Origin of the sequence: Wolbachia endosymbiont (group B) of Horisme vitalbata (genome assembly GCF_964028625.1) — a bacterium.
GTDB lineage: Bacteria > Pseudomonadota > Alphaproteobacteria > Rickettsiales > Anaplasmataceae > Wolbachia.
The window spans coordinates 443,407-458,838 of sequence record NZ_OZ034797.1 but is presented as its reverse complement, the minus strand read 5'-3'; the positions used below and the strand labels follow the sequence as shown (position 1 = coordinate 458,838).

The window sequence follows — 15,432 nt, the reverse complement described above, 5'->3', positions numbered from 1 at the left end:
AGTTACTTTTTAAAGAAAGCATCGATGCACGCATCCCTAAAGGCTTCATTTATATCAGGATGAGAGTGACAAATTCTGTATATATCCTCTGCTGCTGCACCATATGCCATTGCAACCGCTGCTTCATTGATTAGCGTATCAGCGTATGCTCCTATGATATGTACACCGAGTATTGTATCTGCTTTGCTACAAGTCAGAACTTTCACGAATCCCTCAGCATCGTCAGTGACTTTTGCTCTACCGTTTGCAGCAAATTGACATTTACCAACTTTATACTTTCGACCAGCACTTTTTAGTTCTTCTTCAGTTTTACCGATTGAAGAAACTGCAGGGTGGGTGTAAATGACTGACGGTATGATTTCATAATCAACGTGAGGCAATTGCCTTGCTAGTATCTCTGCAACTGCCACCCCTTCTTCCTCAGCTTTGTGAGCAAGCATTGCTCCACCAATCACATCACCAATAGCAAATATTCCTTTTACGTTGGTTTCATAACTATTGTTGACTTTAATAAAGCCACGACTGTCTTTTTCTATTTTTTCAAGACCCTCAGAGCATGGTTTGCGTCCTGCTGCCACCAATACCTTATCCGCCTCTATAGTATTTGTTTGATTATCTTTTACAGAGCAAACTTTCACACTCAAAGAGTTACTACTTTGTTTTATTCCCTCAACTTTAGTGCTAAGTAAAAATTTTATTCCTTGTTTTTGTAGACTAGAAAGTAGAGACTTACTTAATTCTCCATCCATTGCTGCAGCGATTCTGTCAAAAAATTCTACTACAGTGACTTCAGACCCTAGCCTCCTCCATACAGAAGACATTTCAAGCCCTATTGCCCCGGCTCCGATTACGACAAGTTTTTTTGGTACTTCAGTTAAAGACAATGCACCAGTTGATGAAATAATACTTTTCTCATCGATATTAATTCCTGGCAAAGAAATAACGTCAGAACCGGTTGCAATTACTATATTTTTTGTCTTCAGCACCTTACCTTCAACTGAAACTTCAAGGTTGCCTTGATCAAAAGAAGTAATTTTTCCAAGTCCATTGATCTTAGTAATTTTGTAAAGGTTAAACAGATATTCTATGCCTTTTCCAAGTTCCTGAACTCTAGCGTCTTTATAGCCTATCATTTCTCTCAAATCGAGACTTACATCCTTAACTTTTATGCCAAGTTTTGATAGATTATTTTTCGCACTAGCATACTGATAAGAGGAATGGAGTAATGCTTTTGATGGTATACACCCAACTCGCAAACACGTGCCACCAAAAATGCTATTTTTGTCTATACAAGCAACTTTGAGTCCAAGTTTTGCAGCAGCAATAGCGCATTTGTAACCACCTGGACCACCACCTATAATAATCAAATCATAATCAGTCATAAAAAACAAACCTATTTTCTAAAGAATAAACACCATTTCCTTCAGTCGTTATATACATCTTACCATGGGTAAATACTGGAGCATGAAACACATTACCGGGTATTTTAATTACCCTTCCTGTACTTTCAGATCCAGGAAAAGCAAATATTGAACCTTTATTACTTGTTACCCAAAGCGTATGGGCATACATAATTGGAACAAACAATTGCACATTCTCTATAAAATCAGATGTCCAAACTGTTTTTCCACTTTGTATGTCGATGCCAATTACCTTATTATCTTTAGTCACCATGAAAATTCTTCCGCCTTCTTTTTGTTTCTCTGCAGGAATAAGAGGGCTATAATATGACTCAATGTTTGATATACTTTTTACTTGTAGTGGCCTTGACCATAAAATATTTCCTGAGTTTACGTCAATGCTATAAATATAAGAGTTGCTCGTAGCTATTAAGATATTATCGTGTACTCTAGGTGTAGTAGTTACATCTGTAAGCTGTGTGTCTAAAAGATTTGTAGCTAATTTTTGGCTCCATAGTTTTTTACCTTCTTCATTAAAAGCTATTAACTCGCCATTTGAAAATGGTGCCATTATTTTATCATTAGAGACTGCTGGTGAGATGGAATATAAACCTCGAACCTCATTTATACCATTTTGATAAGCCCAAATGGGGCTGCCATCTTTTATATCAAATACATGTAGATAGTTATCAATAGTCAATACTACCAACTTATTGTTTATTACTATTGCTTTCCCTCTTGCCGGAGCTCTTAATTCTTTTTCCCATTGAATCTCCCCTGTTTTCGCATCTATTGTGTGTAGAATGTTATCCACTACAAAGAAAACATTTTCTTTGTAGCTCGATAAACTCATATTACCAATTTTTTTCCTACTTGAGAGGTATAATTTCCAATTTATAACTCTTGGGTTATCGATATCAAAGGAATATAAGGTACCGTGCTTGTCTGGTAAAATAACGCTATTTTCTGTAAGTATTGGAGCTACATATCCTTGAGATAATTTTTTATCTACTAAACTTATTCGTTCGCTTGCCATTGTATAGTTACTATACAATAACATTATCATGACAATTATTATTTTCATTATTTAGTGAAAACAAGATTCATTAATATACATACTAGAAACGTAAATCACAACGAAAATGTTCTTAATTGTGGATCAAAAGCATTAACGTAATGTCATGCCATTATGTAAAGATTCTCTTACTGTAATAATTTTTATCAAGTATTGATTAAAACACATTTCGATAGCCCAGACTAACGCTGTCAGTAATATTACCATAATATGAAATGGAAATGGACGCAGCATTTTCACGATGAAAGATATTGTTGTAATGTCATTCATTTAAACTATGCATATCAATTTGAAAAATGTACATTGTCTTATGCTATAGTACCTAAAAGTAAATGCTCAACATACAAAATAACGCTTCACTTTGCAGGCAATGGATATTCTTGGCAGTACTTGCTCTTGCTTGTTCTGGACTGCTGTCAATAATTGTTATTTTTCTACGATTGCCTTTTATTTCTTCTCTCATTCCTTCTGCACAATATATCTTTGATAATGCACTGGTGATACACGTAAATTTGTCAATTTTGGTATGGATGTGCTCTATAATATCTCTGCTCTTCATCATAAACTTAAAAAACACCAATCATTGGTTTAACTTCTCATGGATTCTCTCAATCCTTTCCATGCTGCTAATGTTTATATCTGCATTTGTTCCAAATACTGAAGTTATCAAAAGTAACTATATACCTGTATTACAAAACAAATTATTTTTACTTGGACTCAGTCTTTTCATTACCAGCATATTGATAAATACAGCTCTAGCCTACATATCAAATAAACAAGACTCATATCTTTCAATCGGACAAATTGGCCTGGTCATTATACTTGTGTCATCATTTCTTTGTGTTGTTTTAGCACATAAAAATATGCCTCCAGGTCTATATCACTCAGACAAGAATTTATTTTATGAATATCTCTTTTGGGGAGGCGGACATTTACTGCAGTTTGCCTTTGCTCAAGCAATGTTTTTAGTTTATTTGATCATACTGAATGCTCGCTATATTAGTCTAAATAAAATTACCATTTTACCACTATTTATAAACACAGTTTTGACCGTAGGTGCGCCGTTTATATACTTTATTTATTCGGCGGATAGTGCTGAATTGATACAGTTTTTTACCTGGCATATGAGAATTGCTGGAGCAGTTCTGCCGTGCTTTTTAACAATATTAGTATATTGCAACATAAAAACTCTGCTCAATGATAAGGGCAATTATCTTCTCCACTCGTTTGTATTGTTCATTTATGGAGGTGTGCTTGGAGTGCTAACTATTGAAGGAAATGTCACTATCCCTGCGCATTATCACGGTTCTGTGGTTGGTATTACTATAGCTTTTATGAATTTTGTCTACTGGCTGTTACCAAAATTGGGCTGTAAAGAAATAAAAAGCTCCATAGTAAGATTACAGATTTATGCATATAGCTTGGGACATTTTCTCCACATTACTGGACTTGTTTGGCTTGGTGGATATGGTGCATTAAGAAAAGTTGCAGATCTGCCAAGTATTTCATCAATGTTGGCACGTGCTTGTTTTATTACGGGTGGAGCTATATCAGTTATTGGTGGAATGTTATTCGTAATAATTGTGATTTTACATCTTCTTAAAGGCAAGGCTCGTACCAACTAACCCACAGAAACAAAACTAAAAATTTTAGTGTAAAATTACTATATTTACTTTGTACTATGGCTCAAACAACCTGCTTCAAATTTGGAAAGGCAGTGAAATGAAAAAAACTATATCAAGCTAGACTGAATTCTTATTTGCTACTCCTTGTGGTTCTTGTGTTCCATTTACTTGAGAGCTAGGTTTCATTATTAAACCACCAGCTAAGAATGCAGATACTGTTGCTATAACAACGATTAACCACATGTCCAATTTAGTTGTATGTTCAAGTGTAATATACACTACTAACCCAACAGCAAGACCAGTACTAGCAGTAGCGATGTATGTTGCTTTTTCTTTTAGTTGTTTATTTGCTTCATTTTTGACTTCTAATATTTTCTTTTCTTGCTGTGAATGCTGGATTTGAGTATTTAGTTTATTTTTTTCAGCTTTTAATTCTATATTTTCGTTCTGAGCTGTCTTCCTTGCATATTCTAAGGATCTATTTAACCGTTCAGCTCTATCCTTTTTAGTTTGTAAGTCTTTATTTTCCGCCTTTAGTTGCTCAAGCTTACCTATTTTTTGTTTCAGTTCATTCGACATTTCACTTTTTAGTCCATTTTTTATTTTGCTTTTTAATATAGCTATTGCCTCTTTCGGGCTTTTTTTAACTTCTAGTTCCAACACGTCCTCAAGCAATTCTGCTAGTTTTATTTTTTCGTTGGAGGGCAGATAGTATGGATCATATAGAGCATTAACAAGATCTTGTAAATCAGAAAATTTAAAATCAGGCATAATAAACCTCAATACTAAAAATTTATCGTGTAATACATAAAAAACTAAAATCAAGAAATTTTGTATTATAAACTCAACAACCATCACCTACAAGGTGAAGGGTTAAATTTTAATCAATTTGAAATTGATCATTGTCATGAAGTGGCTCGCCTTCCTGGATAGATATGTACTCTTGTATAACCTCGTCTGTCAGAACTTACGGCTCAATATCCACGTGCCCAAAGGTGCCTGCCCCAAAATTGCTTACTTAGACTTGCAAAATCTTGCATCAGCAACCTTGAACTTGTTCCTTTCAAAAGTTGTACAATTTTACTAACACTTTGCTGTGGTTTATATGATATAAACATATGAATATGATCTACTGCAACTTTGCCTGAGATAATTTGGATCTCATTTTCCATAGTAACCTGCCTTAACAGCTCCCTAACTCTAACAGCAATTTGGCCTATTAGCACCCTTTTGCGATATCATACCAAGTGTACTTTCATATCGTACTTAGAGTGTGCATTATACCCATAACGTCGCATACGCGACTATTGTAACTTGCCCTTCGCCTCAAGGCGGGACAATCCCCGAAGGGGGACACTAAAATGTCAGACATTAAAATTGCTGTATTTGCTCAATTGTGCTAACTTAAAGCTTAAAACTGAAAAATATTTATGTTAGAAGAAAAGTACAGCTTTAGAGAAATTGAAAATAAATACAACATATTATGGGAAGGAAGTAAAGTTTATAAATGGAATGGTGAAGAGAATAACACTTTTACTATAGACACTCCTCCACCAACTATATCAGGAAAGTTGCACATCGGTCACATATTTAGCTATTGCCATACGGATTTTATTGCAAGGTTCCAACGTATGCTGGGGAAAGATGTGTTTTATCCAATTGGTTTTGATGATAATGGCCTTCCGACTGAAAGGTTAGTTGAGCAAACCTATAAAGTTAGTGCAAAAGAAGTTGGCAGAGAAAAATTTATAGAGATGTGCCATGAAGTTATTGAGAAGTCAAAGCAAGAATTCAAGGAGTTATTTAAATCGGTCGGCATTAGTTATGATTGGAGTTTGGAATATCACACGATCAGCAAGGAAGCTGTGGCACTTTCTCAAACGTCGTTTGTTGATCTATATAACAAAGGGTATATATATAGGAAAATGCAACCTATTCTTTGGGACCCAGTTGATAAAACCGCAATTGCGCAAGCGGAAATAGAGGATAAAGTCTTTGAGTCATCTTTGAACACGATAGTTTTTTCCACTGAAAAAAATGAGCAGATTCATATTGCAACTACGCGACCTGAGTTACTTCCTGCATGTGTTGCAGTTTTTTGTCATCCAGAAGATGCACGATATGCCCATCTGATTGGAAAAATAGCCGTAGTGCCAATTACAGAGGCAAAAGTTCCAATAATAGCTGATGATAAGGTCAAAATAGATAAAGGCACTGGGCTTGTTATGTGCTGTACATTCGGTGATGAGCTCGACATATATTGGCAGCAAAAGCATAATCTGCCGGTGACAATTATAATTGATCAGGATGGAAGGATAAACCTGCATGCAGTGTGTGATCAAAAATGGATCCCAGTGTCACGCACTGGGATGACAGGGGAGAAAGATGCCCAGTATCAAGCTACTCAGGTGACAGAGGAGACACATGCCGGTGTCATCCGAGTAGCTGACACTGGGATCCATGGACTAAAAGTTAAAGAAGCAAGAAAGAGGATCATTGAAATCCTCAGTGGAAAAGGACTTTTAATAGAAAGCACTAGCATTTCTCATTCTGTTAAATGTGCTGAAAGATCTGGTGCGCCGCTTGAAATATTACCTACTTATCAATGGTTTGTCAAGACTTTAGAGCAAAAAACTCAAGTATTAGATAAAGTGAGTAAATGTAATTGGCATCCAGAATCTATGCGTAAACGTATGGAGGTGTGGATAGAAGGGCTAAGTTGGGATTGGTGCATCTCAAGACAGCGTTATTTTGGTGTACCATTTCCAGTTTGGTATTCAAAACGTAAGGGAGAAGAAGGCAAAATCATTCTAGCTGAAGTAAAGGATTTACCTGTAGATCCACTCAAAGATTTGCCGAAAGGGTATATTAAAGAAGAAGTTACTCCAGATCAAGATGTGATGGATACTTGGGCAACAAGTGCGATCACTCCTCAATTAAGTGCACTGGCAGTAAACAGTGAGCTCGGTTTACCAAGCCATCGGTATGATAAGATATTTCCTGCAGATCTGCGCAGCCAAAGCCATGAGATAATAAGAACTTGGGCTTTTTATACGATTTTGAAGGCACATTATCATGCAGATTCACTGCCGTGGAAAAATATCATGATTAGTGGTTGGTGTTTGGCTGATGATAAAAAAAAGATGAGTAAATCAAAAGGTAATATCATCACTCCTCATGTAATGCTTGAAACCTATGGAGCTGACGTAGTACGCTATTGGGCAGCAAACTCAAGACTTGGAGTTGACACAGTCTACTCTGAAAATATCTTCAAAATTGGCAAACGACTTGTTACGAAACTTTGGAATGCTAGCAAATTTGTTTCCATGTTTATGGAAAAACATCAAGCATTGAGCATAAATTCCATCAGTGAGACGATGGATAAGTGGATATTGTCCAAATTATATAAAGTGATAGAAAAAACGACGAACAACCTATTACAGTTTGAATACTGCGAAGCTTTGAGCGCAATAGAAGAATTTTTTTGGAAAGATTTTTGTGATAATTACTTAGAGTTAGTTAAAAAACGTGCATATGGAGATGCATTGGACAGCGAGGCAAACATGAGTGCGAAACAGAGTTTGGCATATGTACTCAATATTATTTTGCGGTTATTTGCACCATTTTTGCCATACATTACAGAGGAAATATATCATCAGTTGTATAGTTATAACTCCGTTCACAATAAAAGTAATTGGCCTAACAAGGAAGAACTTACCTATGATAAGTATTCTGAGGAAATGGGAGATAATTTCGTGCAGATATTAAACCTTGTGAGAAAAATAAAAGCAGATAATAACGTATCAGTTAAGCATCTTATACAAAAGTTGATGATAAAAGCGAGTGTAAAAGAGGATGAGTTAAATTATTCTGCTCAGCATGATTTGCAGTCAGTTTGCAATGCTGAAGTGATAGAATGGGTTGAGAGTACAGAAGCAGAGCTTATAACTGAGAATGGAAAATTTACTGTAAGTTTATTGATTGATGTAACTTAGCATTCGTATTACTATACTAATTATTTAGTTGTGAGGTAATAATGATTGGTAATTCATATAATAATAAAATTGAAGAGCAAAAAGATGATTATCATGACTTCATTCAAAGGTTTTTGTTTTTGCTCGGTAAGATAAAAGAAAAGAATAAATCAATTCACACTGCTGTAGCTAGTTTTCACATATTATCTTTTTTAATAAAATACAATGCCAATTTTAATGAAGATGAAGTGTATAAAGCCGTTATCCAAGATTTCAATAATGTAAAGGAGGCGAGACTAGAGCTTCAAGATAAGGCTAAAAAAGTATTGAATGGGTATATTGAAAGTGGTGTTGAAACAGTGTCAATATATGGTAGTTGTGCAGAAGTTAAATTGGGAGCTAATAAAAACAAATTCAAAGTCAGTGAGTTTTTGAATAGTAATTTCTGTCAAGATAATGGAATTTCAGGATTTTCAACTCTGCATAGCAATGGAAAAAATGGAATGCACGGTTTTGTTTCTGAAGAAGGAATAAGGCACTATGTTGTAACTGATGGTGCATACGAAATGACTCTGAATTGGTGTGATGAGTACGGAAAAAAGTGCACTATTATAATTAATATTGATGCTAATGGTATAGAACTTATCGAGCGTAATCGTGTTACTGATGATCAATTGAAAGCAAATAAAGATGTAAAAATAGGTAACTTATTCTTGTATCAAATAAAATTTAGAAATAAGGAGAAAGGCAATCATAAATCATCTGAGATTGTGATAGAAAATAGTAATAGAAATATTAACATTCAAACAACTCAAGAAATTGAGCTTGGCAGCAAAGAAGCTCAAATAGGCAGTACTAAAATGCAAGACAAAATTGCACAAGTTGTAGATGACAGCTTAAACGAAAGAATTAATAAATTGGAAAAAGAAAATACAAGATTAACTGGAAATAATCAAACTATATTAGAACAATTACAGCAAAAAATGAAAGAGGTGGAGGAATTAAATGGAAAGGTAAGGGAAAAAGATGAAGTTTTGGCTGAAGTAACACAAAAACTCAAGCAGCTAAGTGATTCGGTAGAGAGTGAATTTGAAAGGAGAAAAGTAGAGAAGGAAAAGTTAGAGGAGAAGTTAAGGAAAGCGCAAAAAGAGATACAAAAGTTAAGTAAAGAAAAAGCTGAATTAGTGCAAGAAAAGCAAGATTTAGAAGAATTTGCTGAAGGTCTAGATGTTGAAGTACAAAGACTAAAGGATCAAATAAGGCAATTAGAGTACAGTGTGGCTGTAGCAGTGAATGAAAATAAAAGATTAAAACAAAAATTGAATGATACTCAAAAAGAGTTGGATGGTAAGTATGGTGAAATCCAGAGATTAGAAAGTCAATCACACGAATTAGAAACTCAACCACTATCGGCTGAGAGCCGAAAGGTTGGATATAGCGCTGGAAGCGCGGTGAGAAGCTAAAGCTACTCCAATCTTATACTAGATATAGAATGAGGCTGATGTGCATCTGTATGTTTATTGATGTACTCATTAATGACTTCATCTGTGATATGTCCGCTGGTAGCACTAAAGTATCCTCTTCCCCAAAAACGCTTTCCCCAGTACATTTTATTTAGCTCTGGAAATTCTTGTTGAACTTTGCGTGAAGACCTGCCTTTGGCTCTTTGAACAAAATCACTCACAGCTATATGAGGAGGTATTACTACGAATAAATGTAAATGATCTGATGATATTACTCCGTTTTCTATCTTAATCCCCATTTCTTCAGATACTTCTGCTATGATTGTTCGTATTCTCTCCTTCATAGCCTTAGTTAATACTCTGTACCGATATTTTGTAATCCAGACTATATGGTACCTATGATAAAATACAGTGTGTTTTCCTTTGTCATATTCCGTCATAACTATACTTTATAAAGTACAGTTATGACATTGACAAACTAAAGTTTCTCCACCTAGAAGGTGGAGGCTTGTACCATCTTATGGAAAGTCAAAAAATAACAGAATTGGAAATATACTTAGAAGAGAAAAAGAAAAAAATAGCAGAGTTAGAGGTGCTGTTGGAAGAAGAAAAGGGGGAAGTTTTTAGTTTAGAATCTAGATTATGTAATTCAGAAGAAGAAAAAAGACGATTACAAGAAAAGTTAAATGAAAAAACTCAAGAAGAGATTAATCTAGAAGAACTATGTAAGAAATTGGAAGAGAAAGAAGCTGAGTATCTCAATAGGATCAAAGAATTAGAAAGAAATCTTGATCAAGGAAGAAAAGAATTTGAAAAATTGCGAAGTGATCTAGAAGAAGAAGATCAAAATTGTTCTGAAGAGTACGAAAAGTTACTATCTGAGAAAATTACTATGAAAAGGGGAATTTCACGTTTAGATGATCAATCTTCATTATCTCATCAAAATTATGTCAGCTTTGTAAAGGATTGTACGGGTTTGATAACAGAGATGGTAAGTTTGTTTCAAGAGAGTATAGGAGAAAAAGACAATGTGACTATGCCAAGGAGTACTATGCTAGAGATTTGCGGAAGATTTGATGAATTGATTAAGCATTGTGTAGAAAGTGATCAAGAAATACAAAAGATGCTTGAAGAAGTATTTGAACAAATTAATGATAGCCCTGCTTCTTCAAATATGAGTAATGGGGATTTATCAGCACTACCAAATAAAGAGCTGAATGAAGCTTCATATTCAGAAGATTTTGGATATTCTAGTAGATGTTCTACTCCTAGATGTTCTACTCCTGTCTGATGCCACCTTGCATTTTGAGTTTAGTTAGAATATCAACTAAAGTTTATCACTGGTACAATTGTGATAAGTGTTCTCCTCTACAGGTAAGATAATTTTAATCAATATATACAAGACTGCTGAAGTTTTGTATATGGGTGATGAGCAATTTACTTAATAAATATAATACATTTTATTTTATAGCTAGTTCTCTGGCTACTCTCACGTTACTTACATCTTTAGCGCTTATTAATGTACCTAGTTCTTTAATTCTCGCTTTAGCTGTATTATCTGTTTTGGCTTTTATGATTTTGTATAAAATAATTATTGACACTAGTAAAGTGGAGAAGAAATTTGCTCACAAAGAGCGTGAGTTGACTCAAGAAAAGCACAATTTATACGAGGAAGAAAGAAAATTTGGTCAAAAAATAGAAGCTGAGAGGAAATCTTTTCTTAAAGAAAAAAAATCTTTGGAGGAGAAATTAGAAGCAAAAATGATCCATATAATTGGAATAACAGACGAATTAGAAAAAGTAACGAAGGAGAAAGATGAGCTTGCTGCACAAGAAAAAGAACTACTCCATAAAATCTCATATTTGTGTAAACAGTTACAGGAAAAAGAAGCTAATCTAACTGAGAGGAAAAAACTTATAATCGAATTGAAAAGAAAAATAGACAATGATAAATATGAGGAATTATATAAGGAAGTAGAGAAATTATCTAAAGAAAAAGAGGAGTTATCTAAGGAAATAGACAAATTACGTAAAGAGAAACATATACTATATATGAAAAAAGAAGAATTACATAAAAGAAGAACTTTGTGTGAAATTAGATGAATTACAATGTAAATTTAAAGAAATTGATCAGAAAAATAAAAACTTATCTCAAGAGTTAAAAAGGAAATTTGAAGAGCTAGATAAAGCAGACGGTTTAATTAAAAATCAATCTTTTGAGTTAGACAGAATAAGACAAGATTGTAATAACGAAGTGAAAAATTTAAGAAATTCACTTTTAGAGCGAGACAGTCAAATAAAACAACTTCAATATGTGATAGATAAGATAGAAGAATCGATAAGAGAAAATGAAACAATTAAAGATTATAGCAAAAAAATAATATTAGGGGAGACTCAGAAAATAAAATTTATATTAGGGCAGCTTGTGCAATTCAAGCCAATGAAAGGTTCCAAAACATCGGAGGAAACGTCTGATTCTTTACAGGAAGATCTTGGATATGCCAGTCGTTCACCCACTCCGACCAGATTATCGTGTTTAGTGTCTGTACAAAGCATTGCAAGTGGACCAATCCCTGAATATGGATTGTAAAATGCAACAATTACTCTTATTATAAAAAAAATTATACAAGATAATGAACCCAATAATATGCGCACTGGATACACAAGATTTGAATGAAGCCATATCTTGGGCTAATGTTCTGCGTGATAAGGTTGGCATGCTAAAACTTGGGTTAGAATTTTTTGCTGCACATGGTCCTTCTGGAGTGAGAGAAGTTGCAAAATGCAATGTACCAATTTTTTTAGATCTAAAATTGTATGATATTCCAAACACTGTAGCTAGAACAGTTGAAGCAATAAAAGCTCTAGATGTTGAAATGCTAACATTGCATATCAGTGGTGGAACAAAAATGCTTAAAGAAGCACTAAGTATAGTGCAAGGAAAGAAAATAAAGCTAATTGGAGTAACAGTACTAACTAGTATGGGCAATGAAGATCTGAGTGAACTCGGAGTAGCAAGGGAAGCAAAATCACAGGTAATTTTGCTAGCAAAGCTTGCAAAAAAGATTGGACTACATGGAGTAGTTTGCTCTGCACTAGAAGCTCAAGAAGTGCGCCAAGAATGTGGTAAAGACTTTAAAATTATTACTCCAGGAATCCGTATGAATCGAGGTCATGATGATCAAAAAAGGACAGCAACACCAAAAGAAGCAATAAATTCAGGAGCTGATTATATCGTAATTGGCAGACCAATTACAAAAAGCGGCAATCCCGCAAGTAGTGCAGAATTAATATTGAAATCCCTTACTGATTGAAGCAGGAGAGCGGCAAGGTAGATAAGGTACCATAGAATAAAAGCAACAAACGGTATGTATCCGTTCAGCAGGGTGGCAAAACAAGGTAGACGAGAAAAGATAACTAAATGGGTGTCATCCTAGACACGCAAAGCTACTTGTTTCAAAAACAGTATGTTAAACTAATTTTGCCTCGAACACAAAGGCAGTGCTTGACACTGTTTACTATGCAAATTGCCACAATGTTCGTACAGCTGTGACTGAAATGATAAAAAGAGGATAATTAAAGGATACCATTTATTGTTTTGGCAAATTTGTACAGCTACGTACTTTATTTGCACATTCTTCTGAACAGATACGCAGCGAAAAAAAATGCTTGACACAAAAAAATGGATGCTGTATAGTGCTAACAATTAAGTATAATATTTACCGTGGTGTAATACTACACTGCTTTTTTTACTTCAACAAGTAATCAGTATCATTTTTCTCTCGTTACCAAGCGCCTTACGTTTATTTGTATCTACCATGAAGCCAATGCTGGAATCCAGAAAAAAGACCGGTGAATGGCAGTATACATATACAGTTGTATGAACGTTGTTTACCATGAGGGCGCCTCCCAGCACTGGGATCCATATTGTAAACAAGCGTTTGAGTTATACTAAGCTGCCATTCACCGGTCTTTTTTCTGAATGCAGTTTGCATAACAACGAAAAGGTACTGAGATTAAAGATTACCTTCAAATTACAATACTATTCTAATTTTATTTTTAAAGGAGGCTATTATGTCACTTACTGATATCGCTCACCGTGTTAATGAACTCGCTTCATCATGGGAGCAATTTAAATTAATAAATGATCGCAAACTAAAAGAAATCGAAAGCAAAGGACCTGAGCAGCTATGCAAGATAAATAGTAATATTGATAATTGCAAAGAGCGCTTAGATTTTATTGAAACTTCAGCTCAACGTCCAGAAATTAGCACAGATTTTAACATGGGTGATAAATATTTTTCTGATTATATCCGCAAAGGAATGGAAAGTAGGTTATCACATAAAACCCTAAGTGGAGATGACAATGATATTGGAGGGTATTTAGTTACTCCTCACATTGTAAAACGGATAAACAAGCGTATAGCTGATTCATCTCCAATGCGGCAAATATGTTCTAGTCAAAGAATCTCTACTGAAACATTGGATTATATTATAGAAGATTGTGACCGTGCTGGTGCAGGTTGGAGTGGTGAAGTCGTAGAGGACGAAGATGGTGGCTATAAATCCAAGTATGATTTTGCACAAGACACAAGTACACCTAAAATTCAAAAGATTTCCATCACAACTTATGAGCTCTATGCTCAGCCGCAAATATCACAAAAATTGCTCGATGATGCATTTGTCAATGTTGAAAATTGGCTTGTAGAAAAGGTTGCCGAAACTTTCAGTAAGAAGGAGAATGAAGCCTTTATTAAAGGTGATGGCACTTTTCAACCTAAAGGAATTTTAACTTACGAAAATGGAAATGGTCATAATAAGATAGAGCAAATTAAAGCTGATAAGCTAGACAGCGACGCCATAATGATATTGTACTACTCTCTAAATGAACATTACTCTAAAAATGCATCATTTTTGATGAACAGGAGTACGTTAAAGGACGTTAGGCTACTAAAATCTGAAACAGGTCAGTATCTTTGGCAGCCGAGTTTATCGCTTGAAACTCCAGATACTTTAATGGGAATACCAGTATATCAATCTACTGATATGCCAACCACAGTCATTGCAGTAGCAGATTTTAAGCAAGCTTATAAGATCGTGGATAACAGAGGAATGAAAATATTGAGAGACCCTTATACAAACAAACCTTATGTTAGATTTTTTGTCACTAAGCGCGTTGGTGGAGAAGTTGTAAACACCAGTGCTATTAAATTGTTGAAAATTGCGAGCAAGTACTAAAATTTTTATGAAATAATTGACATATTATACTTTTTATGTAATAATTAAATTATTATTAATTCAAGGAGTAAAATATGTTCAAAAAAATAAAAAACTTTTTTCAGTCGATTGCAGGAAGAATTGCATCAGTCTGGAACAGCATTAAAAACTTGTGGTCTGGTAATAAGGTAAACCGAGTAATTGATCCTAATAAAAAGATAATGTTAACTGTTAAAAAATTGGACAACGGTAAAGTAGTATTGGCTATACCGCAAGATATTGACTTAACACTTCCAAACAATAAAGATGGATATGGTAATGTAATTGATAATGAATTTCGTTCAGATTTTAATGATGAATCATTGTATATTACAGGTCGTTACGACTCGAAAACGATAATGGAAAATGGTGACATATGTTTACTTATAAATTCAGTTGGTACCCTAGATGGCAAAGAAGTTTATGGTGATAATGAACCAGAAAAAATGAAAAAGCTTTTATTAAGTTCAAAAATTACTGATCCAAAAGTAAAACAACATGCTACTGATACTAGTCAATCTCTTAATGCACAGTCACTATAGCAAACTGTTAAAAAGAGCACCTCCTTTGGTGCTCTTTTTTTCTTTATAAGTTTTCTCCATAGGAGAAAATTGACAAATTAAACTTTATATATAATAA

14 protein-coding genes are annotated in these 15,432 nt (G+C 34.4%); 9 read left to right on the top strand and 5 right to left on the bottom strand.

What is annotated here, in order from left to right; translation table 11 throughout:
* Window positions 1-2: 2 nt before the first annotated feature.
* The gene (gene lpdA / locus ABWU56_RS02350; RefSeq protein WP_010401379.1) at window positions 3-1,382 is read right to left on the bottom strand and encodes a dihydrolipoyl dehydrogenase; all 1,380 of its coding nucleotides are present in this window, start codon (window positions 1,380-1,382) and stop codon (window positions 3-5) included.
* Window positions 1,375-2,484, bottom strand: a complete 1,110-nt coding sequence (locus ABWU56_RS02345) for a PQQ-binding-like beta-propeller repeat protein (RefSeq protein ID WP_264687145.1) — start codon at window positions 2,482-2,484, stop codon at window positions 1,375-1,377. Before ABWU56_RS02345 ends, lpdA begins: the two co-directional genes overlap by 8 nt.
* 323 nt (window positions 2,485-2,807) lie before the next feature.
* On the opposite strand from ABWU56_RS02345, the gene ABWU56_RS02340 reads away from it, so the two are divergent.
* The gene (locus ABWU56_RS02340; RefSeq protein ID WP_007302752.1) at window positions 2,808-4,100 is read left to right on the top strand and encodes a cbb3-type cytochrome c oxidase subunit I; all 1,293 of its coding nucleotides are present in this window, start codon (window positions 2,808-2,810) and stop codon (window positions 4,098-4,100) included.
* Window positions 4,101-4,217: 117 nt separating this feature from the next.
* On the opposite strand, the gene ABWU56_RS02335 is transcribed toward ABWU56_RS02340, so the two are convergent.
* Window positions 4,218-4,871: a hypothetical protein gene (locus tag ABWU56_RS02335; protein WP_264730738.1), complete on the bottom strand. Its 654-nt coding sequence runs from the start codon at window positions 4,869-4,871 to the stop codon at window positions 4,218-4,220.
* A gap of 203 nt (window positions 4,872-5,074) precedes the next feature.
* On the bottom strand, window positions 5,075-5,326 hold the full coding sequence (gene tnpA, locus ABWU56_RS02330) for an IS200/IS605 family transposase (RefSeq protein WP_264375610.1): 252 nt from the start codon (window positions 5,324-5,326) through the stop codon (window positions 5,075-5,077).
* Between the two features lie 204 nt (window positions 5,327-5,530).
* Here tnpA (ABWU56_RS02330) and ABWU56_RS02325 point away from each other — a divergent pair, with 204 nt between their 5' ends.
* Window positions 5,531-8,095: a valine--tRNA ligase gene (locus ABWU56_RS02325; RefSeq protein WP_353281757.1), complete on the top strand. Its 2,565-nt coding sequence runs from the start codon at window positions 5,531-5,533 to the stop codon at window positions 8,093-8,095.
* A gap of 41 nt (window positions 8,096-8,136) precedes the next feature.
* On the top strand, window positions 8,137-9,537 hold the full coding sequence (locus ABWU56_RS02320; RefSeq protein ID WP_353281755.1) for a hypothetical protein: 1,401 nt from the start codon (window positions 8,137-8,139) through the stop codon (window positions 9,535-9,537).
* A gap of 2 nt (window positions 9,538-9,539) precedes the next feature.
* On the opposite strand, the gene tnpA (ABWU56_RS02315) is transcribed toward ABWU56_RS02320, so the two are convergent.
* Window positions 9,540-9,977: an IS200/IS605 family transposase gene (gene tnpA, locus ABWU56_RS02315; protein ID WP_006279552.1), complete on the bottom strand. Its 438-nt coding sequence runs from the start codon at window positions 9,975-9,977 to the stop codon at window positions 9,540-9,542.
* Between the two features lie 80 nt (window positions 9,978-10,057).
* Between tnpA (ABWU56_RS02315) and ABWU56_RS02310 the strand changes: the two genes are divergently transcribed.
* From ABWU56_RS02310 to ABWU56_RS02285, 6 genes are all read left to right on the top strand, one after another.
* Window positions 10,058-10,828 (top strand): hypothetical protein, encoded by a 771-nt coding sequence (locus ABWU56_RS02310; protein ID WP_353281753.1) that lies wholly within the window; start codon window positions 10,058-10,060, stop codon window positions 10,826-10,828.
* A gap of 281 nt (window positions 10,829-11,109) precedes the next feature.
* The gene (locus tag ABWU56_RS02305) at window positions 11,110-11,640 is read left to right on the top strand and encodes a hypothetical protein (protein ID WP_353281751.1); all 531 of its coding nucleotides are present in this window, start codon (window positions 11,110-11,112) and stop codon (window positions 11,638-11,640) included.
* On the top strand, window positions 11,627-12,127 hold the full coding sequence (locus ABWU56_RS02300) for a hypothetical protein (protein ID WP_353281749.1): 501 nt from the start codon (window positions 11,627-11,629) through the stop codon (window positions 12,125-12,127). The genes ABWU56_RS02305 and ABWU56_RS02300 overlap by 14 nt, the downstream gene beginning before the upstream one ends.
* A 43-nt stretch (window positions 12,128-12,170) precedes the next feature.
* A complete protein-coding gene (gene pyrF / locus ABWU56_RS02295; protein ID WP_353281748.1) occupies window positions 12,171-12,851 on the top strand; it encodes an orotidine-5'-phosphate decarboxylase in 681 nt (226 codons plus the stop codon).
* A 760-nt stretch (window positions 12,852-13,611) separates the two neighbouring features.
* Window positions 13,612-14,775, top strand: coding sequence for a phage major capsid protein (locus ABWU56_RS02290; RefSeq protein ID WP_353281746.1), 1,164 nt, complete (start codon window positions 13,612-13,614; stop codon window positions 14,773-14,775).
* Window positions 14,776-14,849: 74 nt separating this feature from the next.
* Window positions 14,850-15,335, top strand: a complete 486-nt coding sequence (locus ABWU56_RS02285) for a hypothetical protein (protein WP_353281744.1) — start codon at window positions 14,850-14,852, stop codon at window positions 15,333-15,335.
* Window positions 15,336-15,432: the final 97 nt, after the last annotated feature.

Coding starts and splice junctions, on each gene's coding strand:
- lpdA (WP_010401379.1), bottom strand. CDS start 1,382: ATGACTGATTATGATTTGATTATTATAGGTGGTGGTCCAGGTGGTTAC.
- ABWU56_RS02345 (WP_264687145.1), bottom strand. CDS start 2,484: ATGAAAATAATAATTGTCATGATAATGTTATTGTATAGTAACTATACA.
- ABWU56_RS02340 (WP_007302752.1), top strand. CDS start 2,808: ATGCTCAACATACAAAATAACGCTTCACTTTGCAGGCAATGGATATTC.
- ABWU56_RS02335 (WP_264730738.1), bottom strand. CDS start 4,871: ATGCCTGATTTTAAATTTTCTGATTTACAAGATCTTGTTAATGCTCTA.
- ABWU56_RS02325 (WP_353281757.1), top strand. CDS start 5,531: ATGTTAGAAGAAAAGTACAGCTTTAGAGAAATTGAAAATAAATACAAC.
- ABWU56_RS02320 (WP_353281755.1), top strand. CDS start 8,137: ATGATTGGTAATTCATATAATAATAAAATTGAAGAGCAAAAAGATGAT.
- tnpA (WP_006279552.1), bottom strand. CDS start 9,977: ATGACGGAATATGACAAAGGAAAACACACTGTATTTTATCATAGGTAC.
- ABWU56_RS02310 (WP_353281753.1), top strand. CDS start 10,058: ATGGAAAGTCAAAAAATAACAGAATTGGAAATATACTTAGAAGAGAAA.
- ABWU56_RS02305 (WP_353281751.1), top strand. CDS start 11,110: ATGATTTTGTATAAAATAATTATTGACACTAGTAAAGTGGAGAAGAAA.
- pyrF (WP_353281748.1), top strand. CDS start 12,171: ATGAACCCAATAATATGCGCACTGGATACACAAGATTTGAATGAAGCC.
- ABWU56_RS02290 (WP_353281746.1), top strand. CDS start 13,612: ATGTCACTTACTGATATCGCTCACCGTGTTAATGAACTCGCTTCATCA.
- ABWU56_RS02285 (WP_353281744.1), top strand. CDS start 14,850: ATGTTCAAAAAAATAAAAAACTTTTTTCAGTCGATTGCAGGAAGAATT.